At 36.6% G+C, this 22,172-nt stretch carries 22 protein-coding genes and 2 riboswitches; of the genes, 4 read left to right on the top strand and 18 right to left on the bottom strand.

Annotated elements, in window-relative coordinates; translation table 11 throughout:
- Positions 1-390: 390 nt before the first annotated feature.
- The 18 genes from AMD00_RS01335 to AMD00_RS01250 all read right to left on the bottom strand — a co-directional run bounded on the left by AMD00_RS01335 (position 391) and on the right by AMD00_RS01250 (position 18,081).
- Positions 391-1,758, bottom strand: coding sequence for an MATE family efflux transporter (locus AMD00_RS01335; protein ID WP_053415306.1), 1,368 nt, complete (start codon positions 1,756-1,758; stop codon positions 391-393).
- Between the two features lie 507 nt (positions 1,759-2,265).
- Positions 2,266-3,000 carry a 3-oxoacyl-ACP reductase FabG gene (gene fabG / locus AMD00_RS01330; protein WP_053415305.1) on the bottom strand — a complete coding sequence of 245 codons (735 nt, stop codon included), beginning with the start codon at positions 2,998-3,000 and terminating at the stop codon, positions 2,266-2,268.
- A 205-nt stretch (positions 3,001-3,205) separates the two neighbouring features.
- Complete coding sequence (locus AMD00_RS01325; protein ID WP_157059147.1) at positions 3,206-4,717, bottom strand: cobyric acid synthase; 1,512 nt, start codon at positions 4,715-4,717, stop codon at positions 3,206-3,208.
- A 17-nt stretch (positions 4,718-4,734) separates the two neighbouring features.
- The gene (locus AMD00_RS01320) at positions 4,735-5,271 is read right to left on the bottom strand and encodes a cob(I)yrinic acid a,c-diamide adenosyltransferase (protein WP_053415303.1); all 537 of its coding nucleotides are present in this window, start codon (positions 5,269-5,271) and stop codon (positions 4,735-4,737) included.
- Between the two features lie 22 nt (positions 5,272-5,293).
- On the bottom strand, positions 5,294-5,857 hold the full coding sequence (locus tag AMD00_RS01315) for a nitroreductase family protein (RefSeq protein ID WP_053415302.1): 564 nt from the start codon (positions 5,855-5,857) through the stop codon (positions 5,294-5,296).
- Positions 5,858-5,902: 45 nt separating this feature from the next.
- Positions 5,903-6,673, bottom strand: coding sequence for a uroporphyrinogen-III C-methyltransferase (gene cobA / locus AMD00_RS01310; RefSeq protein WP_053415301.1), 771 nt, complete (start codon positions 6,671-6,673; stop codon positions 5,903-5,905).
- Positions 6,664-7,311 (bottom strand): precorrin-2 dehydrogenase/sirohydrochlorin ferrochelatase family protein, encoded by a 648-nt coding sequence (locus AMD00_RS01305; RefSeq protein ID WP_053415300.1) that lies wholly within the window; start codon positions 7,309-7,311, stop codon positions 6,664-6,666. The genes cobA and AMD00_RS01305 overlap by 10 nt, the downstream gene beginning before the upstream one ends.
- Complete coding sequence (locus AMD00_RS01300; protein WP_053415299.1) at positions 7,308-8,678, bottom strand: cobyrinate a,c-diamide synthase; 1,371 nt, start codon at positions 8,676-8,678, stop codon at positions 7,308-7,310. The genes AMD00_RS01305 and AMD00_RS01300 overlap by 4 nt, the downstream gene beginning before the upstream one ends.
- Positions 8,679-8,743: 65 nt before the next feature.
- The gene (locus tag AMD00_RS01295) at positions 8,744-9,871 is read right to left on the bottom strand and encodes a cobalt-precorrin 5A hydrolase (protein ID WP_053415298.1); all 1,128 of its coding nucleotides are present in this window, start codon (positions 9,869-9,871) and stop codon (positions 8,744-8,746) included.
- Complete coding sequence (gene cobM / locus AMD00_RS01290; RefSeq protein ID WP_053415297.1) at positions 9,868-10,650, bottom strand: precorrin-4 C(11)-methyltransferase; 783 nt, start codon at positions 10,648-10,650, stop codon at positions 9,868-9,870. The genes AMD00_RS01295 and cobM overlap by 4 nt, the downstream gene beginning before the upstream one ends.
- Complete coding sequence (gene cobI / locus AMD00_RS01285; RefSeq protein WP_053415296.1) at positions 10,650-11,357, bottom strand: precorrin-2 C(20)-methyltransferase; 708 nt, start codon at positions 11,355-11,357, stop codon at positions 10,650-10,652. Before cobI ends, cobM begins: the two co-directional genes overlap by 1 nt.
- Positions 11,350-12,570 (bottom strand): precorrin-6y C5,15-methyltransferase (decarboxylating) subunit CbiE, encoded by a 1,221-nt coding sequence (cbiE, locus tag AMD00_RS01280; protein ID WP_083446060.1) that lies wholly within the window; start codon positions 12,568-12,570, stop codon positions 11,350-11,352. The genes cobI and cbiE overlap by 8 nt, the downstream gene beginning before the upstream one ends.
- Entirely contained in the window at positions 12,548-13,660 is a 1,113-nt protein-coding gene (locus AMD00_RS01275; RefSeq protein WP_053415295.1) for a cobalt-precorrin-5B (C(1))-methyltransferase, read from the bottom strand. Before AMD00_RS01275 ends, cbiE begins: the two co-directional genes overlap by 23 nt.
- Positions 13,661-13,662: 2 nt before the next feature.
- Complete coding sequence (locus AMD00_RS01270) at positions 13,663-14,313, bottom strand: precorrin-8X methylmutase (RefSeq protein ID WP_053415294.1); 651 nt, start codon at positions 14,311-14,313, stop codon at positions 13,663-13,665.
- Between the two features lie 12 nt (positions 14,314-14,325).
- Positions 14,326-15,096, bottom strand: a complete 771-nt coding sequence (gene cobK / locus AMD00_RS01265) for a precorrin-6A reductase (RefSeq protein ID WP_053415293.1) — start codon at positions 15,094-15,096, stop codon at positions 14,326-14,328.
- Positions 15,093-15,992, bottom strand: coding sequence for a sirohydrochlorin chelatase (locus tag AMD00_RS01260; protein ID WP_053415292.1), 900 nt, complete (start codon positions 15,990-15,992; stop codon positions 15,093-15,095). The genes cobK and AMD00_RS01260 overlap by 4 nt, the downstream gene beginning before the upstream one ends.
- Positions 15,993-16,013: 21 nt before the next feature.
- Positions 16,014-17,687 carry a precorrin-3B C(17)-methyltransferase gene (gene cobJ / locus AMD00_RS01255; protein WP_053415291.1) on the bottom strand — a complete coding sequence of 558 codons (1,674 nt, stop codon included), beginning with the start codon at positions 17,685-17,687 and terminating at the stop codon, positions 16,014-16,016.
- A 28-nt stretch (positions 17,688-17,715) separates the two neighbouring features.
- Positions 17,716-18,081 carry a (2Fe-2S) ferredoxin domain-containing protein gene (locus AMD00_RS01250; protein ID WP_053415290.1) on the bottom strand — a complete coding sequence of 122 codons (366 nt, stop codon included), beginning with the start codon at positions 18,079-18,081 and terminating at the stop codon, positions 17,716-17,718.
- Positions 18,082-18,278: 197 nt separating this feature from the next.
- Positions 18,279-18,475: riboswitch (cobalamin riboswitch) on the bottom strand.
- Between the two features lie 238 nt (positions 18,476-18,713).
- A riboswitch (cobalamin riboswitch) is annotated at positions 18,714-18,897 on the top strand.
- Between the two features lie 200 nt (positions 18,898-19,097).
- On the opposite strand from AMD00_RS01250, the gene AMD00_RS01245 reads away from it, so the two are divergent.
- Genes AMD00_RS01245 through AMD00_RS01230 form a run of 4 tightly spaced genes read left to right on the top strand, consistent with a single transcriptional unit; the run spans position 19,098 to position 21,795 of the window.
- Positions 19,098-19,859, top strand: coding sequence for an energy-coupling factor ABC transporter permease (locus tag AMD00_RS01245; protein ID WP_053415289.1), 762 nt, complete (start codon positions 19,098-19,100; stop codon positions 19,857-19,859).
- Positions 19,856-20,158, top strand: a complete 303-nt coding sequence (locus AMD00_RS01240; protein ID WP_053415288.1) for an energy-coupling factor ABC transporter substrate-binding protein — start codon at positions 19,856-19,858, stop codon at positions 20,156-20,158. Before AMD00_RS01245 ends, AMD00_RS01240 begins: the two co-directional genes overlap by 4 nt.
- Position 20,159: 1 nt before the next feature.
- Entirely contained in the window at positions 20,160-20,954 is a 795-nt protein-coding gene (cbiQ, locus tag AMD00_RS01235) for a cobalt ECF transporter T component CbiQ (protein ID WP_053415287.1), read from the top strand.
- Positions 20,947-21,795 (top strand): energy-coupling factor ABC transporter ATP-binding protein, encoded by an 849-nt coding sequence (locus AMD00_RS01230; RefSeq protein ID WP_053415286.1) that lies wholly within the window; start codon positions 20,947-20,949, stop codon positions 21,793-21,795. Before cbiQ ends, AMD00_RS01230 begins: the two co-directional genes overlap by 8 nt.
- The last annotated feature ends 377 nt before the right edge of the window (positions 21,796-22,172 follow it).

Below are 22,172 nucleotides of genomic sequence, written 5' to 3'. Positions count from 1 at the left end.
TAGTATCCTACCAAAATTTAAAACCCCGTATTTCCCTCCACTCCTGCATTTATTATAATTTTAAGGGAAAGAAATGTATTGATATAAGTTGTTTTTTCATACTCAATTCAATCCATGCGAATGTCTAAAAAATAATGAATATTTAAGAAACTAGATCTTGTTAGTATTATCATTAAAGCATCAATAGATTTTCTTACTTTATTATTTATTTTTTTCTTAGTGGCCAGTTTTTGATTTTAATATATAGACTAGAGAGGTCTATATATTATCAATAAATTATAATATATAACTAGCAAGTTAAAGAATCTTATATTATCTATATAGAAAATTAAAGGACCAAGAGCGAATTTTTGCCCCTGCTCCTTTAATCGATTTGATAAATATTCAAATTTAATGCAATAGGGTGTTTAGTGCTTTCTTTTTCCAAAAGAAATGTTGATATATAGATTGAGCTATGAAATTGAAGATAAACGCCATAGGATAACCTATCCATACACCATTTAATTGCAATTTTGTGTGGTATGAAAGGAAATAAGCTACAGGTACTTCAATTAGCCAAATACTAGAGATTGTAAATATAGTCGGCCATAAAACTGTACCGGTTGCTCTCATAGTTGCTGAGATAGACTGCGTATGCCCCAAAATAACATAGCTCCAAAATGAAATGAAAATTAGGCTATGTGCGATATCAATTGCCTCACCATTATCTATAAATATTCTTAAAATTGGATTTAAAAGCAAATAGACAATTAATATTAACAATCCACCAAGAAGATAATTCAGTTTAATACCTAATTTTTCTATTTCCTTTATTTTAGAAATATCCCCTGATCCTACAGACTGTGCTACAAATACAGATATCGCAATTGAAATGCTAATTGCAGGTATTTGTACATAGCTCGCTATTTGATTGGCTACTCCGTATGCTGCTGTTGCATTTGATCCATAACTATTTACAAATGTGATTACCGCAATTTCAGACATAGCCATAGCTACCATACTAATGCTGGATGGTAGCGCTAATTTTAACAACGCTTTTAAAACGGCGCCTTTTAAGTGAAAATGACTAAGAATCGTTCGATCTAATTTAAGAATGTGATTACGTTTATTCAGGTAACCTAAAAGAAGTAATAAAGAGATTAGACTTGATATTACAGCAGCATACGCCGCACCATTTAAACCGTATTCAGGTAACCCCAACCAGCCAAAAATAAGTATTGGTAGCAAAAGAATATTTATTATTACACTAATAATTAAAAAATAGAATGGTGTTTTGGAATCACCAACACCTCTCATAAATGTTGTATACACCATATTTAAGAAAGTGATAGGTAATGTAATAAATAAAATTTGAGCATATTCTACACTTTCATCAAGAATATTTTTAGGTGTTCCCATCCATTTAAGAATATCACCTGTAAAGACACTTCCAAAAATGGCGCCAACAACAGAAATGACCATCGTAAAAGCTAAAGTGACTCCAACGATTTCCTTCATTTTCGCCATATTTGCTCCACCATACGATTGCCCGATTAAAATCGAACTTCCTGTTCCAATACCGACCGCAAAAGTGATAAGGAAAAAGAGTAGTGGAAAGAAGGCAGAAAGTGCCGCAAGAGAATCCACTCCAAGTGTTTGCCCTACGACAATTATCCCGAAAACTTGGCCTAATGATTGAATAACACTTGCAAAAATCACTGGAATAAGAAAAGCAATCATTGACTTTGATATTGTTTTATTTTTATTAAGTTGATTCATATAATACTAACTCCTTAATTAAAGAGAAACATAATGATGAAATTCACTTTTTAAAGTACTGATTTGTTCCACCAAAATATTCTTCTTCATTTTTTCAAATCTTAAAGTACTCACTTACCCCTCCTTAACTAGGATTCTTTTACTAGAGTTCCAACTAATTATAAATATTTCTTTTATTAAGGCGTTCTATATTCAAGCCTCCTCTTTTTTGTGTTTATCCAACGAATATATTTCTATAAAAATCTTCTAATTACGTTTGTTAATAAACAAACTAAAATATAATTTGTTTAACTTATAACAAACATAATAATATATTGTTTGTTATTAGTCAATGTTCCTTAGAGGCTTTCTTTTGATTTTTTTCTACTAGACTAGCGAGGTATGTATTTATAGTGTTAATGACCGAATAAAATTAACTAAAAATGTTATATCTAATATTTATATAGAAAAAAATAAGACCAAGGGCGATTATATGCCCTTGGTCCTTACTCTAAACGTATATTTCCCTTACATCATGATTGCTCCATCTACATGAAGTACATGTCCATGAACATAAGATGCTTCCTCTGATGCTAAAAATAGATAAGCATTTGCAATATCCTCAGGCTTCCCCATCCTTTGCAAAGGTATAGTTGCTGTCATTTTTTCAATGATTTCTTTAGGCATTTTTTTCACCATTTCAGTTAATGTAAAACCTGGAGCGACAGCATTGACGTTTATACCTTTACGTCCAAGTTCCTTTGCCCAAGATTTCGTCATGCCGATAATACCTGCTTTAGCAGCTGCATAATTCGTTTGTCCAACATTGCCATACACACCACTAACGGAAGTCGTATTAATAATTTTCCCATACTGATTCTCTACCATATGCAATGCTACTTCCTGCGTACAATGAAACACGCCATTTAAATTTACATTTAATACTTCTTGGAAATCGGTTTCAGTCATTTTTGTCAGCATCGCATCTCTCGTGATTCCTGCATTATTTATTAAGATATCTATACGGCCAAATTGATCTACCGTTTTTTGAACCATTGCCTTTACACTCTCTCGATCACTAACATCAACTTCTATAAATAGTACTCGCTCTGGATCCAGCATTTTTACCGCTTCTTCACCAGCCTCTTTAGCATAATCTGCTATTACGACCGATGCACCTTCTTCAAGAAACCGTGTTACTGTTGCATAACCAATTCCATTCGCACCACCAGTAACAATGGCTACTTTTCCTTCTAAGCGCATTTGATCAACTCCCTTAATAGATTATCTCGATATTAATAAGACAGTTAAATATCTACAATTTCTTTTATACATTGTAATTTCATAGTTTACTTAATAATTATTGATTCGCTATCGATTTCTAAATCCCTTTGTTTTTCTAAAGAAGTCAAAAAAAATTCCGGCAGTCTCATCTAATTCATTTGAGACTGTACCCGGAATTGATCATTTATATATTTTCAGATGACGTAAGGTTCATAATTTCATATACTTTTTCCATATCGGTATGCTTTTTCACATGTTCCGCAAGTAACTGATAAGCATCTTCACGACGTTGTGCATCGGTTTTTACTGCATCTGAAATAGCAGGTAAACCCTTTTCAATTCTTAAGACATTTACTATTTCACGAGTAAATTCTCGGTTATTAAAAATCCCATGGAAATATGTGCCTATAACACGGCCATCCGATGTTACTGCCCCATCTAAACGACCATCATGTAGTTTTAAAAAGGCTTTTGTATTGGAATCTTGTATTTCAGTTTGACCTAGATGTATTTCAAAGCCTGTGAGCTCTTGACCATTAGACAATAAATTGCCAGTCATTTGTTCTGTTTTCTTTGAAGTATTGAAAACCGTTGTGACCGGTAATAATCCAAGTCCTTCCGAATTACGTCCATCACCTTCAACAGCTTCAGGATCTAATAATTGATTCCCTAACATTTGGAATCCACCACAAATACCGAAAATACGTGTTCCTTTTGTACGAAGCTTTTGAATTTCTTCTACAAAACCTTCATCTCGAAGCCATTGTAAATCATCTACAGTATTTTTCGTGCCCGGTAAAATAAGTAAATCTGGTGTTCCTAATTCACTTATAGAACGAACTAAACGAACGCCTACTTCGGGTTCATCAAAAAATGGGTCTACATCGGTGAAGTTTGAAATCCTTGGTAAACGAATCATCGCTACATCGATAGCAAACTCTTGTTGTTTTGGTTTTTTAAACCGCAGCGATGATAAAGCCAACGAATCCTCTGCTTCAATATTAATTTCTATGTAAGGCACCACTGCTAATACTGGAATACCAGTTGCTTTTTCTAACCATTCAATCCCATCATCTAATAACTCGCGCATGCCTCTAAATTTATTAATAATAATCCCTTTTACACGTTTGCGCTCATCTTCATCTAATAATGTGAGTGTGCCTATAATGGATGCAAATACACCACCACGATCAATATCAGCAACAAGAATAACAGCTGCGTCTGCTAGATGGGCCATACGCATATTAGCAATGTCTCGATCTTTTAGATTAATCTCAGCTGGGCTACCCGCTCCTTCTAAAACGATTATTTCGTATTTGTCTTGAAGTTTACGCACTGATTTTTCAACGATTGGCATTGCTTCTTGAACAAAGTCGTTGCGATATGAAGTAGCTGTCATGTCTAGTAAATGCTTACCATGTACAATAACCTCAGATACCATATCTTGCTTTGGTTTTAATAAAATTGGATTCATATCTGTCGTTGCAATGACTCTTGCTGCCTCAGCCTGCACGCCTTGTGCTCGACCAATTTCTCCTCCATCAATTGTGACAAAAGAATTCAGCGCCATATTCTGCGATTTAAATGGAACAACTTTGTATCCTTCATCTGAAAAAATACGACAAAAAGCAGTACAAATCATACTTTTTCCAACGTCAGATGCTGTTCCTTGTATCATTAACGCCTTTGCGGTCAATTCCATTCCCTCTTTCCTTAAAATTCTAAACCTTTTACTGCAGGTATACCTTCTTCGTAATAATGTTTAGTGGCTTCAATTGTAGAAACTAAGTCCGCTAGTTGGATTAATTCATCTTTTGCACTTCGTCCTGTTACAACAAGATGCATTGTTTTTGGTCGATTTTGAATCGCTTCAACCACTTCTTGAATCGGTAATACATCGTCGATTGGGAATTTCGTTATTGCTAATGCATTATTGAGCTCATCTAACACGAGTAAATCAATTGTTGGATCCGCAAGAGCTTCTTTTGCTTTTGTCCAAGCTAATTGTAACGCTGCTCTATGTTCATCGGGTGTTTTAGTCCATGTAAAACCAATACCCATCTGCTCCATTTCAACACCCAATTTACGAAGGGCCAAAGCCTCTCCATAAGTACGTTCTGGAGATTTTATAAATTGCATGTACCTAACGTTTAAACCCCTACCTACCGCTCGTAATGTAACACCTAGTGATGCAGTTGTTTTACCTTTACCATCCCCAGTATACACCAAAAATAGACCATGTCGTGCCATTTAAATTCCCCCTAACATTCTTTTATAACCACGTAGTTTTTTCTTCAAAAGAAGTACGTTTAGTTGGTGCGACTTCACGACCTTCTTCTGGGTAACCAATGAAAACTGTACCAATCACTTTTTCATTTTCAGGAGAACCGATAAAATTTAACATACGTTCATCATGTACTAACCCCACACCTCGTGTACGCCATACAAATCCGAGCCCTAATTCTTTTGCAGCTAACCACATCGAATGAATAGCACAGCACACGGCAAAAATATTATCCTCTGAATCATCAGGTTTACCTGGTATTTGATCCGCTGTAACAACTATGGCAACAGGTGTTGTTGTAACGACTTTTAAAGAGCTCTCAACTAAATGAGGTTTTGTAGGGAAACGTTCTTGTAAATAAGCTTCTGCCATTGCTTCGTAGCGAGTCATTGCTTCACCTTGGATAACATAAAAATTCCAAGGTTCGCGTAAACGATCATTTGGCGCAAATGTTGCAGCTTCTAGCAATTGTTCAATTTTCTCTTTTTCAACAGGCTTGTCCTCATAGTTACGTATCGCACGTCGCTCTTTTAATACTTCTAAAATAGACATTTATTTATCTCCTTTTCCTTATTATCAATAACAGTTCACTTTCTCTTATTGCAGAACAGTAGAAAGTTGTTTTTCATACCATTTAATTTTATCTCGCATTTGAACAACCTCACCAACTAATACCATCGATGGGTTATGATATCCTTCGCTAACTACTAAATCATGAATATTATCTAATGTCCCAGTTAATGTTCTTTGATGTTCTGTTGTTCCCCATTCTATAACTGCCACAGGAGTTTTTGCCTCTTTCCCATGGGCAATTAATTGAGCGCTTATATAAGCTAAATTACCGACGCTCATATAGAAGGCAATCGTATCGATTCCTTTAGCCAAAGCATCCCAGTTTAAATGATCTTGTCCTTTATCTTCTCTACCATGACCAGTGACAATGGCAAAGCTTGATGCATATTCACGATGTGTAACCGGTATACCTGCATAGGCAGGTGCTGCTATTCCAGCAGTAATTCCTGGTATAATCTCGTATTCAATACCGTGTTCAGCTAATACTTCTGCTTCTTCTGCTCCTCGCCCAAAAACACATGGATCTCCACCTTTTAATCTCGTAACCATTTTTCCCTCTGATGCTTTTAAAACTAATAATTCATGAATTTGATCCTGAATTAGGTGATGCTTCCCTGGTGATTTTCCACAGAAAATCAGTTCGGCATCCTTTTTTGCATGTTCAAGTAATTTCGGATTAACGAGTCTATCGTATGCAATAACATCAGCTTTTTGAATACATTCCAACCCATAGACTGTTATTAGTCTTGGATCGCCTGGACCTGCACCGACTAAATACACTTTTCCTACTGCCATGGCGCAATCCCCCTTTTTAAATAATGTTGAAATAGCTCCTCGCGTTCGGCTATTTTACCTTCTTTTGTTAAGGTTAAAAATTCTGGACGTAGTAGAGCTTCCAATAGTTGTTTCTTACTTATTTCATCTATCACATTCGTTAATACTTCCGTACGAGCGTTTTGCAAAAATGCCACATACTCTCCGTAATAGTCATCAAATTGTAGAGATAAATCGTCTTTTAGTTTCTTTGCTAAGCCGGGATTTGTACCTGACGTTGAAACAGCAATTGTTAAATCTCCGCGTTTCAATGTAGCAGGTACTATAAAATTACTTCCACTTGCGTCATCGACTATATTCACAAGTTGATGTGACATGGCACTTTCCTTAATTTTTGCATTAACATCTGGAAGATTCGTTGCAGCAATTATGCAAAAAGCATCTTCTACATCAGATGCCTCAAATGATTTTTCAAGCCATGTAATGAGATGATTTCGCCATTTTTCTTGCAGTTTCTCATGTAGAACTGGACTAATGACAGTAACAATGGCTCCGGCATTTAATAGTGACGTTACTTTCCGATTTGCCACTTTGCCTCCACCAATAATGACACAATATTTACCTTTCAACTGAAGCATGATTGGATAATATGTTGTCATTGTTGTTGATATCTCCCACATGCATTCACCCACTGCTCTACTAATTCAGGATTAGATGCGAAGTGGAAATGCGTATATCCAGCAACTAAATTCCCGTTTAAATAACCTTCTGCCTTTTTACCAAAACGCCCCGTTGTTTCATAAGCGGATTGAATTTCCTCTGAAGCTGTAAAAGTGGAGTAATGGAACTCATGCCCTTTAGCCATTTGATTTTCATTAATTATGAAGTTATTTGGAGTGCCAGAAATATCACGATATCCTAGTGCAGCAAGCTTTTCTTGCATTCGTACAGCTCCAGGAATGATACCAGTCATTGCATATGTCTTGCCTTTTGTATCTGTAATAGAATCTGTTAAATACATAAATCCACCACATTCTGCTAAGGTTGGCATACCACTTTTCACTGCATGTCGTATTGATTGTTTGACAGCTTCTTGTTTTGAAAGCTCAGCCGCAAATTCTTCGGGGAATCCCCCTCCAATGTATAGACCATCTACATTTTCTGGTACTGCCTCACCATTTAGTGGTGAGAAGAAAACTAGTGATGCACCGTATGCTCTTAATAACTCTAGATTTTCTTCATAATAAAAATTAAAAGCAGCATCCTTTGCCACAGCAATTGTTACGCCTCTATCAGGTCGTAGATTAAATAATCCACTAGAGAAATGCGCAATTTCAGAGGTTTTTGCCAATTCATAAATGTGATCTATATCGACTGTTTCTGAAATGAGCGATGCAAGCTGGTCAAAGAATGGATTCAATTCACCACGTTCAATAGCAGGAATTAAACCTAATTGTCGACTAGGAATATCAATACCATTTTCACGTTTTAAATATCCTAATACAGGAATTCCACACTCTTGTTCAATAGCTGCCTTAACTATTTTATAGTGATTTACACTACCAACTTGATTGGCAATAACTCCAATAATATTTGGTTTATCAGAAAGTATTTGGAATCCTTTAACGATGGCCGCTACACTACGGGCCATGCTAGCACAATTGACGATAAGTAATACAGGACTATCCGTTATAACACTGATTTCAGCTGTAGAACCTGCATCATTTAGAGGGCTTTTACCATCATAGAATCCCATTACTCCTTCAATAATAGAGATATCTGCTCCTGTACTCGCACGGACTAGCAATTCTTTCACCGTTTCATGTTCAAACATCCAGCTATCTAGATTACGAGAAACACGGCCAGTTACCGCTGTATGGTAAGAGGGGTCAATATAATCCGGACCGCATTTGAATCCTTGTACTTGATAACCTTTCTTTTGCAATGCAGCCATTATGCCTATTGTAAAAGTCGTTTTACCAACGCCACTTCCTGTACCAGCAATTACTAGTCTTCTTGTACTCATCACTTATCCCCCCGAGATTACAATTAAAACCGGCACAAACAACCGGTTTTAATTAGCAATTTATACTATTCATTATGTGAAATAACGGCAACTGAAATAGTTGTGTTACCTGATTTTTTCTTAACTAAAGCTAAATCATCTGAACCAGTATATAAGCGAGCTGCTGGTTCACTTACACCATAAGCCCCTGTATATTTAAATACAGTATCAGATGGTGCTTCAATTGTGGCTATATTCAATTCAGATGGTGTGTAGTACTTAAAATCCCACCCGTATTTCGCAACAGTTTGGAGAAAACCTTGTTCATCTTTTTTTAAATCGATTGTACATAGTGCCTTGACACTTTTAATCGAAATTTGAAGTTCTTGCAGTGTATCCAGAATAACTTGTTCAATCTCATCTGCAGATGTACCGCGATTACAACCCATACCGATTACGACATTTTGAGGACGATACACAACACCATTTTCTAAAATGGCTTCTTCAGCTTTTGTTAACAAACGATGCGTAATGATTAATGCCCCTTTTGGCTTTGCCTCTAGAGCCTTTGAAATACTCGGATATTGTTTGATATTTTCTGGTAATGGTGTTTTCAGATGCCACCAGTTTTTTTCACCTGACTCTTGTACGATTGCAACAGGTTCTTCATTTACTACGGAGGCACTTACAGGTGTTAACTTATCTGAAGAGTCCCAAACCCAGCCAAAGCGAGAACCGAAAAGGTCTACTGGAATTGTTTTTTGGACATCTGATGCAGTTGTAATAATCGCACGAGCATTTAAAGCAGAAGCTACTTCGTGTGTTAATTCATTTGCACCACCTAAATGACCTGACAGAACGCTAATGACGTTTTCCGCACGGTCATCAATGACAACCACTGCAGGATCTGTCTTTTTATCTACTAAAATAGGTGCAATCATACGTACTACAGCACCAAGTGAAATAATCATGATGATACCTTTATACTGTTTGAACAGTGTCGGTAACAACATACGCACACTTCCTGTAAATAGTTGAATATGCTTTTGTTGTTCATCACCTTGTTCAAATTTACTCATATAGTAAACGTCTGAGTGTACAAATGAACGATGCAAATTACGTGCTGTTTGTACACCATGTTTCGTTATAGCGACTATGGCATATTGATTATGTTGATCTACAACTGGTTCAATACCTTCTTGTAATTCAATCATTGCGGTTTCACACCTTTTCGGAATCCATGAGTGAATGTTGCATCATATAATTTTGAACGGTATTCATCTTTGTCATGAATATTAGGATCAAGCGCCCAGCCTGCTAAAATCATTGCATGCTTACGAATACCATTTTTACGCATATCTTCATCTAAATTTATCAATGTCGTACGAACGATTTTTTGATCTGGCCAAGAAGCTCTTTGAATTACGGCTATTGGCGTATCATCGCTCCAACCTGCTGCTTGTAGTTCTTTGACAATTTTCTTTGTTAAAGTAGCGCTCAAAAATAATGCAATTGTACAATGGTGACTTGCTAAATCACGAAGTTTTTCAAATTCAGGTACTGGAGTACGGCCTTCTGCTCGAGTTAGAATAAGTGTTTGTGTTAAATCTGGAATTGTTAGCTCAGCACCAATAGCAGCAGCTGAAGCGAAAACCGAACTAACACCTGGTATGACTTCTGCATGAATGTCTTCCTTCTTAAGTAATGCTAGTTGTTCCATTGTCGCACCGTACATTGCAGGGTCACCTGTATGGATGCGTGCTACAGTTTTACCAGCATTTACTCGATCAACGATAACACCGACCATTTCTTCTAAATGCATACCTGCAGTTTTAATTACTTCAGCTTCTGGCTTTGCTTTAGCAATAAGCTCATCATTTACTAGTGAATCTGTATACATCACAACATCTGCCGTTTGTAAAATGGTTAAGCCTTTCACTGTGATTAAATCTGGATCTCCAGGACCTGCCCCAACTATGTATATTTTCTTCATTATTTACGCACCACCATTAATGTTAAGTATTCTAGCTCTGCATCTTCTAATTCATCCATTGTCCAAATGACTTCCTCATCAGAAGTAACTTTTGTTACGACAGAAGCCTTGTCATATAGGTTTAACTCTTTTAAAATTTGAATCATTAGATCCATTACCTTTGCCACTTTAATGAATACGACAGCATCATGATCTTCAAGTGCTTTTTTCATAGCAGCATAATCATCGGTAGCTGGAATAATCGCAACATGGTCATCTCCATCAGCAAGTGCAATACCTAAACGTGATGCTGAACCGTTGAAAGATGATATACCCGGAACTGTTTTAATCTCTATTTCTGGGTGCAATTCTTGCATCAACTTCATCATATGGATGAATGTACTATAGAGTAATGGATCACCTTCAGTTACAAAAGCAACATCTTTTCCCTCTTGTAATTTTTCATATACTAGTTCTACTGCTTTATTCCACTCTCTATCCAGAATCGCTTGGTCCTTCGTCATTGGGAAAACAAGACCAAGCATATCTTTTTCACCTGGACGGATATATACATCAACAATGCGTTGTGCATAGCTTTTACTTCCTTTGCGTTTTCGCGGATAAGCGATAACTGGCGATTCCTGAATCACACGGAATGCTTTAACTGTTATTAGTTCAGGATCTCCAGGACCTACTCCTAGACCGTATAAAGTACCTAAATTACTCATGGATTTCTTCCTTTCGTTTAGCCGTAATTATAAAGATTGGATTCAATGGTACGAATCGTTTCATACCTAAAATTGGTTTACTTCTAGAAATTTGGGCATGCATAATAGATGTTTCAAAACCAAACTCCTCAAATGCTTCATTCGCGCGGTATAAATTTTCAATGGTCGCAGCATTTAAAACAATTCTTCCACTTTGAGTTAAACGCTCACAACTTACTTTCAATAGATCCTTCATGTTACCACCTGTACCACCAATGAAAATGGCATCTGGATTCGGGAATATTTCAAGTCCTTCAGGCGCTTTGCCGTGAATCGCTGTTATATCTGTACGGAATTTCCGTTGATTTTGTAGGCAATTTTCTAGATCACCTTCATTTTTTTCAATCGCAAATACTTGTCCCTCTGGTGCCAACTTCGCAGATTCAATAGCCATTGAACCCGTACATGTACCGATATCCCAAACGATACTGCTACTCGTTAATTGCATGGCATATAAACTTAGAACACGAATTTCTTTTTTTGTAATCAACCCTTTATCGGGTTTACGTTGTGAAAATTCTTCGTCATCAATGCCTAATGTCCATTTTGAGCTTTCTCCAACTTTTTTTAGAATGACAACATTTAATGGAGAGAATTCGAGACTTTTCATGTCCTCTAATTCATACCAACCGTATTTTTCGCTTTCACCTTGTATGTTTTCTGCAACAAAAGCGCGGTATTCTGTCATGCCAAAGGATAATAAATATTCAGCAATCTTGCTCGGGCTATTATCTGTATCTGTTAATAATGCGATTTTCGACTTGCCATCGATTTTTTGCGCTAAGCCCTTCATACTTCGTCCATGAACACTTAATAAATACGCATCTTGCCAACTCTCTCCCATTTTTGAGAAAGCTAATTGAATAGAACTAAAATAGGGATAAACTTCGACATCTATTTTGCTTGCTAAATAACCACCTAGACCGTAAAACAAAGGATCTCCTGATGCTAAAATGACCGTTTTGCGCTTTTCATTTTTTAATTGTTCTACTAGAGGTTGTAACCCACCTTTTACAACAATTTTTTCTCCTATATAATAAGGAAAGAATTCAAGTAATCTTTCTCCACCTACCAATACTTCACTTTCTTCAATCCACGATATGTATTGAGGTAATAAACTCTCTTGTCCGTTATCACCTATTCCGATCAATTTAATTGATTGAGTCAATGCCATCAGCCCTCCCTAATAATTGTCCTTTCATGGAATAAATTGCAGTGTCCATGATAAGTCCACCCCGTACATGATTGAGAGAAGCTGTACAACAAGCTTCACATAAATGATTGAAGAATTGATCGTAACCTGCTTCCATCATCAGCTCACCTACTTGAGAAGCTGTATTTGCTCCTACCACTTCTTGAACTAGGTCGTCAGGTGCTCCTACGTCTTTTGCAAGTTGTGCCATGAATTCAAAATTGATAGCAGCACTTTTCGAGTGCACCATCATGACACCTTGGGCCACTTTCGAAAATTTCCCCATCATGCCTACTAATGACACTCTTTTAATACCTAATCGTTTACAATGCTTTAGTGCAAAACCGACAAAATCACCCATCTCAATGAAGGCTTCCTCAGAAAGTCCTTCATATTGTTGCATGCCATATTTTTCACTTCGCCCCCCTGTTGTTAACACGACATGTTCACAACCCATGGCTACTGCTACACTAATCGCCTGTACTATACTTGCCATATAGGCAGAGCTAGAAAATGGTACAACAGTTCCTCTAGTACCTAATATCGAAATTCCCCCGATAATTCCCAATCGACCGTTTAACGTTTTTTTAGCAATTTCTTCTCCATCTGGAACAGAAATGACAACTTTAACGCCGCGATCAATTTGAAATTCATCTAGCGTTTCTTGTACAGTAGTGTTCAACATTTTCCTTGGTACAGGATTGATAGCTGCTTCTCCAACAGGAACAGGAAGACCCGGCTTGGTCACTCGTCCCACGCCGACTCCTCCGTCTAAAATAATTCCAGGTTGATTTCCCCAACTGACAGTAGAAATAATCAATGCTTTATGTGTTGCATCTGGATCATCTCCAGCATCCTTTATCGTCTCGCAACTTACTGAATTTTCTTCAAAGGTATTTTTTTCTATAGTAAATGTCGCATCTCGGCCCACCGGCAAATGGATCGTTGCTGTTTCTTGTGCTTCACCAGTAATAAGCGCCGTTAAAGCTGCTTTCGTTACGGCCGTTGCACAAGCGCCTGTTGTATAGCCATGACGCATTTGCGATGGATCTTTTTTCTCTTTCTTTTGCATCGTTAAGCCTGGTCAGCTAATAGAGAGATTGCATTAAGTGCCGCAACAGTTACGGTACTACCACCTTTACGTCCAAGGTTTGTAATAAACGGTACTTCTGTGATTTTAGCTAATTCTTCTTTCGATTCTGCAGCAGATACAAAACCTACAGGCATTCCGATAATTAAATCAGGTTTTACTACTCCTTCTTTAATTAAGCGAATCAATTCTAATAATGCAGTTGGTGCATTTCCAATTGCGTAAATACCACCCTCATGTAAATGAGCAGCTTTTTGCATTGACATAATAGCACGTGTAGCACCTGCTTCTTTTGCTGCTTTCGAAACATCTTCATCAGAAATGTAGCAATATACATCTCCACCGTGTTTTTGAAAACGTTTATGCCCTGTGCCACTTTCAATCATTTGCACATCAGCGATAACTGCTTTACCAGAACGAATAGCTCTAATACCTGCTTCAATCGCATCTGAATGAATAATTACTGAACGACCTAAATCAAAATCGGCTGAAGCATGTATAATACGACGAATGATTTTCCATTCATCTTCTGTAAAATCATGTGGACCATATTCCTCTAAAATAGTAGCAAAACTATGTTCATAAATTTTATCTGGATCAACTGTTAAAGGTTTAAAATCTGTTCTGAAATCCATACTTGTTACCTCCTAAATTTGGGAAAGTTGAGTTTGTAATGCTTGAATAACATCAATAAAAGTAGAATGCACATTTTCATAAGCCACTTTCGGTCTTGCAATCATAATTGTTTCAATACCACATTCCAGAGCTGCTGTTAATTTCTCATCAACTGAACCTACTTTGCCACTTTCTTTTGTAATCATTAAAGTGACACCGTATTGCTTATAAAGAGCTATATTAAGCTCTTTTGAAAATGGGCCTTGAATAGCAACAATATTCTTTTGTTCTACACCAAGCTCTGCGCATTTTTCCATATTGTCTAAACGTGGTAGCATACGGGCAATGACTCTTGTACCTTCTAAATCTAGTAACTTTTCAGTAAATGTACCAAGTGTTTTACTACCAGTTGTTAGCATGATGACACCCCGTTTTTCGGCCGCCAAATTCGCTGCTTCCTCGTAGTCTCTTACTAAGATTAATTTGTCATTTTCGAATTGCTGACTTTCACGTTCATAACGGATATATGGCACACTTGCTAATCTTGCACCCTCTAGCGCGTTATTTGATGCCTCTTCTGCAAATGGATGAGATGCATCAACTACAGCTTGTAGGTTTTTTGATTGAATAAATTGAGCCATATCTTCAGCTGTTAGACGTCCAATATGCGTTTCTATATTTGCTTCAATTAAACTTTTTGCTGCTGATTCAGTGACAACAGTTGCTAAAACTGGGTATCCAGTTTGTTGTAACTCTATTGCCAATGCTCGGGCATCGCTCGTACCTGCTAAAAACAAAATCATTTTGCTGTACCTGCATGTTCGTGATCGTGTTCATGGTGGTGATGGTCGTGATCGTGGTCGTGATCATGGTCATGATGGTGATGATGCTCTACAAATTCCATTGCATTGATACGGTATTGGCAAGTATCACAGTTCATTTTCACATCACCTTGAAGTGATTCTTCAACTCGATCTGCTAATACTGTTTTTAGTTCAGCATGATAACCGAAGTAAGCCGCTAATTTCACTTCTAATTCAGGGTAAGTAGTTTGATAACTTAAAACCATTTTTTCCATACGCTCCATCAGAATACCTGTGAATAGGAAGTAAGGAAGCATAATTACTTTTTTCGCTCCGAGTTGCTGACATCTTTCAATACCTTCCTCAACTGTCGGGTAAGTTACACCCATAAATGCACATTCTACTGTACGAACATTTAACTGTTCCCAAAGCATACGGGCAATTTTATAAAAGTCGCTGTTAGCATCTGGGTCACTACCACCACGTGCGATTAATAAAATAGCTGTATCTTTATTTTCCTCTTCATGATTGAAACCAGCTTCTGTTAAACGCTCTTTTAAAATTGAGAAAATGGATTCATGTACACCTAGTGGACGACCATATGTAATTTCTACAGTAGGATATTTTGCTTTACCTTCATCAATCGCTGCTGGAATATGAATTTTCGAATGTCCCGCTTGTAATAAAATAATCGGAATAACATGGATGTCTGTTGCACCTTTAGCGACACAATTATCAATTCCCTGTGCAATGTTTGGTGATGCGAATTCTAAAAAACAAGATTCGACTAGTAGTTGATCATCTAAAGTTGGCTTTAATTGCTCTACAAACTTGTTAACCTCTGCATTACCTTCTGCTAAACGACTACCATGACCTACGAATAATATTGCTTTCATAAATACAATTCCCCCTTAGTTTTAATCCCCGCAAGGTGCAGGTTCAATTTCAATTTTTGGTGACATATCCTGATAGTTAAATCCTTGAATTCGCTTAACACGTTTGAAGTATTTGAACAAGCGCTCGTTCGGATGTGCGTTTTGACGATATTCTTCAACAATATTGCTGACAACTTCTACAATTTTCTCGGGCTCAATGCCCTCTGCTACCGGTTGTCCTGGATGAGCCGTTCTACCAACTGGTTTCGCACCGACAAAAAGATCAAATTTACCTTTTCGATAGACGATTCCGACGTCCTCCATTACAGCTTTGTAACATGCCATACCACAGCCATTAAAACCGATATTAAATTCTTTAGGCATGTTCAGACCGCCAAGTTTTTCTTGAAGTTCCTCTGCGTATGGAATACCGCCAGTTTTCTCACCATCACAAAAATCACATGCTTTAATTGTGACAACATCACCAACTGGTGACAGAATAAAGTTTGCTTCTTGCAGTTTAGTTGTAATGATATCTGGTGTTGTTGTTGGGATTTTCAAAAGAATATTATGATTTGGTGTATATTCCATAGTCCCTTTTTCTCCAACTACTTCAGCTAATGTCATCATTTGTTTTGGTGTAAATCGTTTATTGGCAACTCCAGGGCTTACGGCTAATTCGAAAATAGATTCCATTTCTTGTTGTACAAAAGTAGTTTGAGTTTCCACTTGTTGACCCGTTACACGAGTTAATGCATCTAATGCCATTTCAAATGAGCTAATTTTTGGTTTTGGTTCTGTATTTACAACTGACGGTTGCTTAGCTCTTACTAAAGCAGGTGCACTATCAATGTTTTGACTACGCTGAATGCCAGTTTCTTGGTCCATTGCCCACGGCTCTGCCTCTTCCTTCAAGCGTTGATGTGGTTTAAGTGGTTGTTTTTCGGCATTCAATGTGTACTTTCTTTGGTAACCACGGGGTGTAATCATTTTATTGTCATACAAAAATGTCGATGAATTGCCGATGACAACGGTCGTTAACATGCCAATATCATGATTCAACATATCTTTTAAATTCGTGATGATGATATTTTGTCTATCACGATAGGCGCTTTTTACTAACCCTACTGGTGTGTCGGGTGAACGATACTGTAGTAAAATACGTTGTGTTTCAACAATTTGGCGTGTACGACGGCCACTACGTGGATTGTAAAGAGCTATTACAAAATCCGCCATTGCCGCAGCTTCCACACGTTTTGCTATTAAATCCCATGGAGTTAGATGGTCGCTTAAGCTGATCGTACATGAATCATGCATGACTGGTGCGCCAAGTAAAGAAGCACAAGAGTTAATTGCCGAAATACCAGGAATAACTTCAATTTCAACACCAGTTGCTTCTGTCCAGCCCTTTTCTATTAAAACTTCATAAACTAATCCGGCCATACCGTAGACACCGGAATCTCCACTTGAAATAACTGCCACTTTTTTTCCGTTTTCAGCTTGTCTTACAGCTTCTTGAGCCCGAGAAACTTCTTCAGTCATACCTGTACTGATGACTGATGTATTACTATCAATTAAATCTTGAATGAGTTCAACGTACGTTTTATAACCGATAATGAAATCACTTTCTTGCAATGCTTCAACTGCTCTAGTTGTTATATGTTTAAAATCTCCTGGACCAAAACCGACTACATAAAGTTTGCCAAGTTGCGACATTCAAACATCTCCTTTTCGCTACATCTAACTATTTGTTTTTCAAAATACCTTTAATCGCTCCTGATGTCGGGTTTTTCGTCATGTTGCCCTTAATCGTTTGGTAAACGACATGCGGTGCAACTTGCTGATCCATACAATCACGAACAATTTGACGGCCAATTTCAGGAGATTCTGCTTTATACCAAGTACCTTGTGGATATGCAATTACGACACAGGCATCTTTGCAACGCCCATTACAGCGAGTTCGAGTAGTATGTATTTGTTCGTCAATCCCAAGCCTAGCAATCTCATCTCTCACTGCCAGCGTTACCTCCTCCCCGCCTTTCTTCAAACAACTACTTCCATTGCATATAAGTAAATGGCTTTTCATACTTTCTAAATTCCAAGTTGTCATAGTGATCCTCCCATATGGTGTTCATCATTTTTCAAGAAAAATCTATGGAAATAGGGTAAATTGGCAACTAGTTATTTATTTTGGCAAATAAAAAAACCTTAATTCAAAGAATTAAGGTTTAAAAACTAGATTATTCAGACAACACAAAAAAAATAAGCGTCATCCACTGTAGCCTTCACCTTTCCCTCCGAAAAGTATCGTTCATAATTATAAAAGCAGGTTTCCTGGCTTACGCGTCACTTTACTTTGATCTCTTCCCAGTATTTCACCAGTGAGTATTATCATTTCATCTGCGTTACAGTAGCGGGGGCTGCATCGGATTCTAACCGATTTCCCTATTATCCAACATGCTTAATAATCCAAACATGTCGGCACTTTTAAATTTGATATTCAATTGTATTATTCAGTAAATTCTAAATCTGTAACTATCATATACTAAATTTTACTAGATTCAAATAGATTTTTTTATGAATATTATCTTGACATAATTTAGAACTAGCATTTTAGCATATATAAAGTAGTTCAAAACGGTTATATCTACTTTACTACTCAATTTCAATATTTTTGAAAATTCTATAATAAACTTCTAGTAGAAAGAAAATTCTCATGATACACTATATTCTGAAATCAAACAATTCAATAAACTTTATGGTGTTAAATTAGCGTTTAACTTAAAAGGGAAGTCGGTGTTAATCCGACGCGGTCCCGCCACTGTGTTGAGGAGTTTTGCTACATTATGTCACTGTCAATAGACGGGAAGGCTGTAGCAAAATGATGATTCTAAGCCAGGAGACCTGCCATAAAGAGAGGAACTGTTTCAACCTACGAGGATGGGTGTGAAAGTGAGTAAGTCTTATTTTTTGATGACTTTTCCTTCACGCACTTCTTTCTATGAAAGAGGTGCTTTTTATTTGAAAAATCGCTATACGCCCTACCCTGAGAGGTATTTCATAGGAGGTGTTATTTGTATATAACTGTATATCTAGAAAAAATACATAAACAAAAGGGAGAATAATATGAATAAGTTAAAATCAATATTTAACTGGAAAATGATCTATTTTCTAGCATTTGTCATGATTGTTCCAAAACAAGCATTTGCCATGCATATTATGGAGGGGTTCTTACCTGTAGAATGGGCTATCTTTTGGTGGGCAGTAACAATTCCATTTTTGATTCTTGGATTCCGATCAATACGTAAAACAATTAAGGAAAATCCAGATACTAAAATGATGCTTGGCTTATCTGGGGCTTTTGCTTTTGTTTTATCTGCACTTAAAATCCCATCTGTAACAGGTAGTTGTTCTCACCCTACTGGTGTAGGTTTAGGAACTGTATTATTTGGACCATTTGCAATGAGTATTGTAGGTTTTATTGTTCTTTTATTTCAATCATTGCTTTTAGCTCACGGTGGCTTAACAACACTTGGTGCAAATGCCTTTTCAATGGCAGTCGTTGGTCCTCTAATTGCTTACGGTGTTTACAAAGGGGCTTCTAAAGCAGGCTTAACTTTTGCATTTGCTGTATTTTTGGCTGCAACTTTAGGTGATCTTGGCACTTACCTAGTCACTTCTATCCAATTAGCACTTGCATTCCCTTCTGAAGTAGGTGGATTCTTTGCTTCTTTCACGAAATTCAGTACTATTTTCGCATTAACGCAAATTCCATTAGCTATTTCTGAAGGTATTTTAACTGTGGTCATTATGAACTTTTTAAAAAAATACAACGTAGCTGAGTTAAAAGCGCTGCGCGTATTCTCGAAAGGGGCTGAACAACGATGAAAAAAAATGTAATACTAATCTCAGTCGTTGTCATTCTTGCTATCTTCCCTCTTTTCATTCAAAAAGGGGCTGAATTTGGAGGAGCTGATGGTGAAGCTGAAGCTGCCATTGGTGAAATAAATGCTTCATATGAACCTTGGTTCTCAAGTATTTGGGAACCACCAAGTGGTGAAATTGAAAGTCTACTATTCTGCCTCCAAGCAGCCATTGGTGCTGGTTTTATCGGTTACTTTGTTGGTCTAACAAGAGGTAAATACAAACGCAAAGATAACGTTAATAACAAAGAGGGTCAAATATAAGATGCTTCTTATTGATAAATATGCTTATATGAATCGTTGGCAGCATATTCATCCAATAGAAAAAATGGTATTCACCTTTTTTCTGATGTTATTTTCGTTAACTGTGAAAGATACACTTGTATCACTCATCACATTCACTGTGATGAGTGTTTTTACAATTTTAGGTGCGAAAATTCCTTTTAAATATTATTTAAAGTTATTATTAGTCCCTAGTTTTTTCCTATTATCGAGTATGCTGACCATATTGATTTCATTTTCAAGTAATGATTCCTTAATCACTTCAGCACTTTGGACAACTAAATTGTTAGGATTGTATATTTTTATTACGGAAAGTAGTGTTGAGACGGCAATTCAATTATTTTTCACAGTACTAAGTAGTATTAGTTGCTTATACTTCTTAACGTTGACTACACCTGTTCATGATATTTTACATGTCTTACGTAGACTGAGAGTTCCCGCTTTATTAATTGAATTAACTGAAATCACATATCGCTTTATTTTCGTTTTTTTAGAAACATCACTTAAAATTCATCAAGCTCAAAATTCTCGTCTTGGTTATTTAACTGTGAAACAAAGTATTCACTCTTTAGGGTTACTTGTTTCATCTTTATTTGTTCATGTGTTTCAACGTTCAAAAGAGTTAATTATTGCGATGAATTCTCGATGCTATACGGACGATATAACATTATTAGAGAATGACTATTCATTTTCTAATAAAAATTGGATAGTAATTACACTTATTTTTGTTAGCATTGTCTCTGTTTATATTCAGTTTGGAGGAAGCCTAAATGGATGAGCTATTTTTTGACATACAACACCTTACTCATAGCTATCAAGATGGCACAATTGCATTAAACGACCTATCTCTTTCTATAAAAAAGGGCAAGAAAATTGCATTACTCGGTAATAACGGTGCTGGTAAATCTACATTATTTCAGCATTTAAATGGGATATTGCAACCTTCTTCAGGTGAGATATATTTTAAAGGGTATCGGATGGAATATGGACGCAAATCTTTATTAAAGTTACGAGAGCAAGTTGGTATTGTCTTTCAAGATCCGGATTCTCAGTTATTTTCTGGTACTGTCAAACAAGATATCTCGTTTGGACCTATAAATCTTGGCTGGTCTAAAGAAAAAGTAGTTGAACAAGTTAACTGGGCGATGCAAGAAACTGAAGTTAACCCCCTACAACAAAAACCAATTCATTTTTTAAGTTTAGGACAGAAAAAACGTGTCGCTATTGCTGGAGTTTTAGCTATGGATCCCGATGTCTTTATCTTAGATGAGCCATCTGCAGGTCTTGATGCATATTATTCTAAACAAATCATGTCACTTTTAAATACGATTCATAAACCGCATAAAACCATTATATTATCGACACATGATGTGCATTTTGCTTATGAATGGGCTGATGAGATCATTGTAATGAGTGCAGGACAAATTCTATATCATGGTGATCCAGTTTCCGTTTTCAAACAACCTAACTTACTTTCAAAAGCTCATCTTGAGAAGCCTTGGATATTTGAAACGGTAGAGCAATTACAACAAAACGGAATATTAGCAATTGATGCCCCTTTTCCACGAAATAGGGAGCAATTATTTCAGCAATTCAAGGCAGACATAACTGTTAAGTAACAATTATTATTCTAAAACCGTACTAGATTTTTGCTAGTATGGTTTTTATTTTCTCTTAGATGCTGGATTTTGATCTTTATTATATAGACTAGCGAGGTTTATATATAATCAATATTCAGTCATATATTATTTATAATGTTATTGCTATTTACACTTAATATAGAAAAAAACAAAGCCATGAGCGACTTTTTGCTCATGGCTTTGTTGAATATTCTTCTATTTAGTTTCCCGAATGTTCTGAAGTGGTGTTTTCATTTTTATTTTCCACTTTGAGGATAGACATAAAGAATACTACTAAACTGCCTAAACCTATCCAACATAAAACAGAGGTTGGTTGATTCCAACTTAATGTTTTACTAAAGAAAAATAACTCTCTT

It is taken from the genome of Viridibacillus arvi (assembly GCF_001274945.1).
Lineage (GTDB): Bacteria > Bacillota > Bacilli > Bacillales_A > Planococcaceae > Viridibacillus > Viridibacillus arvi.
This window is presented reverse-complemented; position numbering and strand designations above follow the sequence as displayed.

What these genes read in the sequence shown, in the direction of transcription:
- AMD00_RS01335 (WP_053415306.1), bottom strand. Translation starts at nt 1,758, where the DNA reads ATGAATCAACTTAATAAAAATAAAACAATATCAAAGTCAATGATTGCT.
- fabG (WP_053415305.1), bottom strand. Translation starts at nt 3,000, where the DNA reads ATGCGCTTAGAAGGAAAAGTAGCCATTGTTACTGGTGGTGCGAATGGA.
- AMD00_RS01320 (WP_053415303.1), bottom strand. Translation starts at nt 5,271, where the DNA reads ATGGCACGACATGGTCTATTTTTGGTGTATACTGGGGATGGTAAAGGT.
- AMD00_RS01315 (WP_053415302.1), bottom strand. Translation starts at nt 5,857, where the DNA reads ATGTCTATTTTAGAAGTATTAAAAGAGCGACGTGCGATACGTAACTAT.
- cobA (WP_053415301.1), bottom strand. Translation starts at nt 6,673, where the DNA reads ATGGCAGTAGGAAAAGTGTATTTAGTCGGTGCAGGTCCAGGCGATCCA.
- AMD00_RS01305 (WP_053415300.1), bottom strand. Translation starts at nt 7,311, where the DNA reads ATGACAACATATTATCCAATCATGCTTCAGTTGAAAGGTAAATATTGT.
- AMD00_RS01300 (WP_053415299.1), bottom strand. Translation starts at nt 8,678, where the DNA reads ATGAGTACAAGAAGACTAGTAATTGCTGGTACAGGAAGTGGCGTTGGT.
- AMD00_RS01295 (WP_053415298.1), bottom strand. Translation starts at nt 9,871, where the DNA reads ATGATTGAATTACAAGAAGGTATTGAACCAGTTGTAGATCAACATAAT.
- cobM (WP_053415297.1), bottom strand. Translation starts at nt 10,650, where the DNA reads ATGAAGAAAATATACATAGTTGGGGCAGGTCCTGGAGATCCAGATTTA.
- cobI (WP_053415296.1), bottom strand. Translation starts at nt 11,357, where the DNA reads ATGAGTAATTTAGGTACTTTATACGGTCTAGGAGTAGGTCCTGGAGAT.
- cbiE (WP_083446060.1), bottom strand. Translation starts at nt 12,570, where the DNA reads ATGGCATTGACTCAATCAATTAAATTGATCGGAATAGGTGATAACGGA.
- AMD00_RS01275 (WP_053415295.1), bottom strand. Translation starts at nt 13,660, where the DNA reads ATGCAAAAGAAAGAGAAAAAAGATCCATCGCAAATGCGTCATGGCTAT.
- AMD00_RS01270 (WP_053415294.1), bottom strand. Translation starts at nt 14,313, where the DNA reads ATGGATTTCAGAACAGATTTTAAACCTTTAACAGTTGATCCAGATAAA.
- cobK (WP_053415293.1), bottom strand. Translation starts at nt 15,096, where the DNA reads ATGATTTTGTTTTTAGCAGGTACGAGCGATGCCCGAGCATTGGCAATA.
- AMD00_RS01260 (WP_053415292.1), bottom strand. Translation starts at nt 15,992, where the DNA reads ATGAAAGCAATATTATTCGTAGGTCATGGTAGTCGTTTAGCAGAAGGT.
- cobJ (WP_053415291.1), bottom strand. Translation starts at nt 17,687, where the DNA reads ATGTCGCAACTTGGCAAACTTTATGTAGTCGGTTTTGGTCCAGGAGAT.
- AMD00_RS01250 (WP_053415290.1), bottom strand. Translation starts at nt 18,081, where the DNA reads ATGACAACTTGGAATTTAGAAAGTATGAAAAGCCATTTACTTATATGC.
- AMD00_RS01245 (WP_053415289.1), top strand. Translation starts at nt 19,098, where the DNA reads ATGAATAAGTTAAAATCAATATTTAACTGGAAAATGATCTATTTTCTA.
- AMD00_RS01240 (WP_053415288.1), top strand. Translation starts at nt 19,856, where the DNA reads ATGAAAAAAAATGTAATACTAATCTCAGTCGTTGTCATTCTTGCTATC.
- cbiQ (WP_053415287.1), top strand. Translation starts at nt 20,160, where the DNA reads ATGCTTCTTATTGATAAATATGCTTATATGAATCGTTGGCAGCATATT.
- AMD00_RS01230 (WP_053415286.1), top strand. Translation starts at nt 20,947, where the DNA reads ATGGATGAGCTATTTTTTGACATACAACACCTTACTCATAGCTATCAA.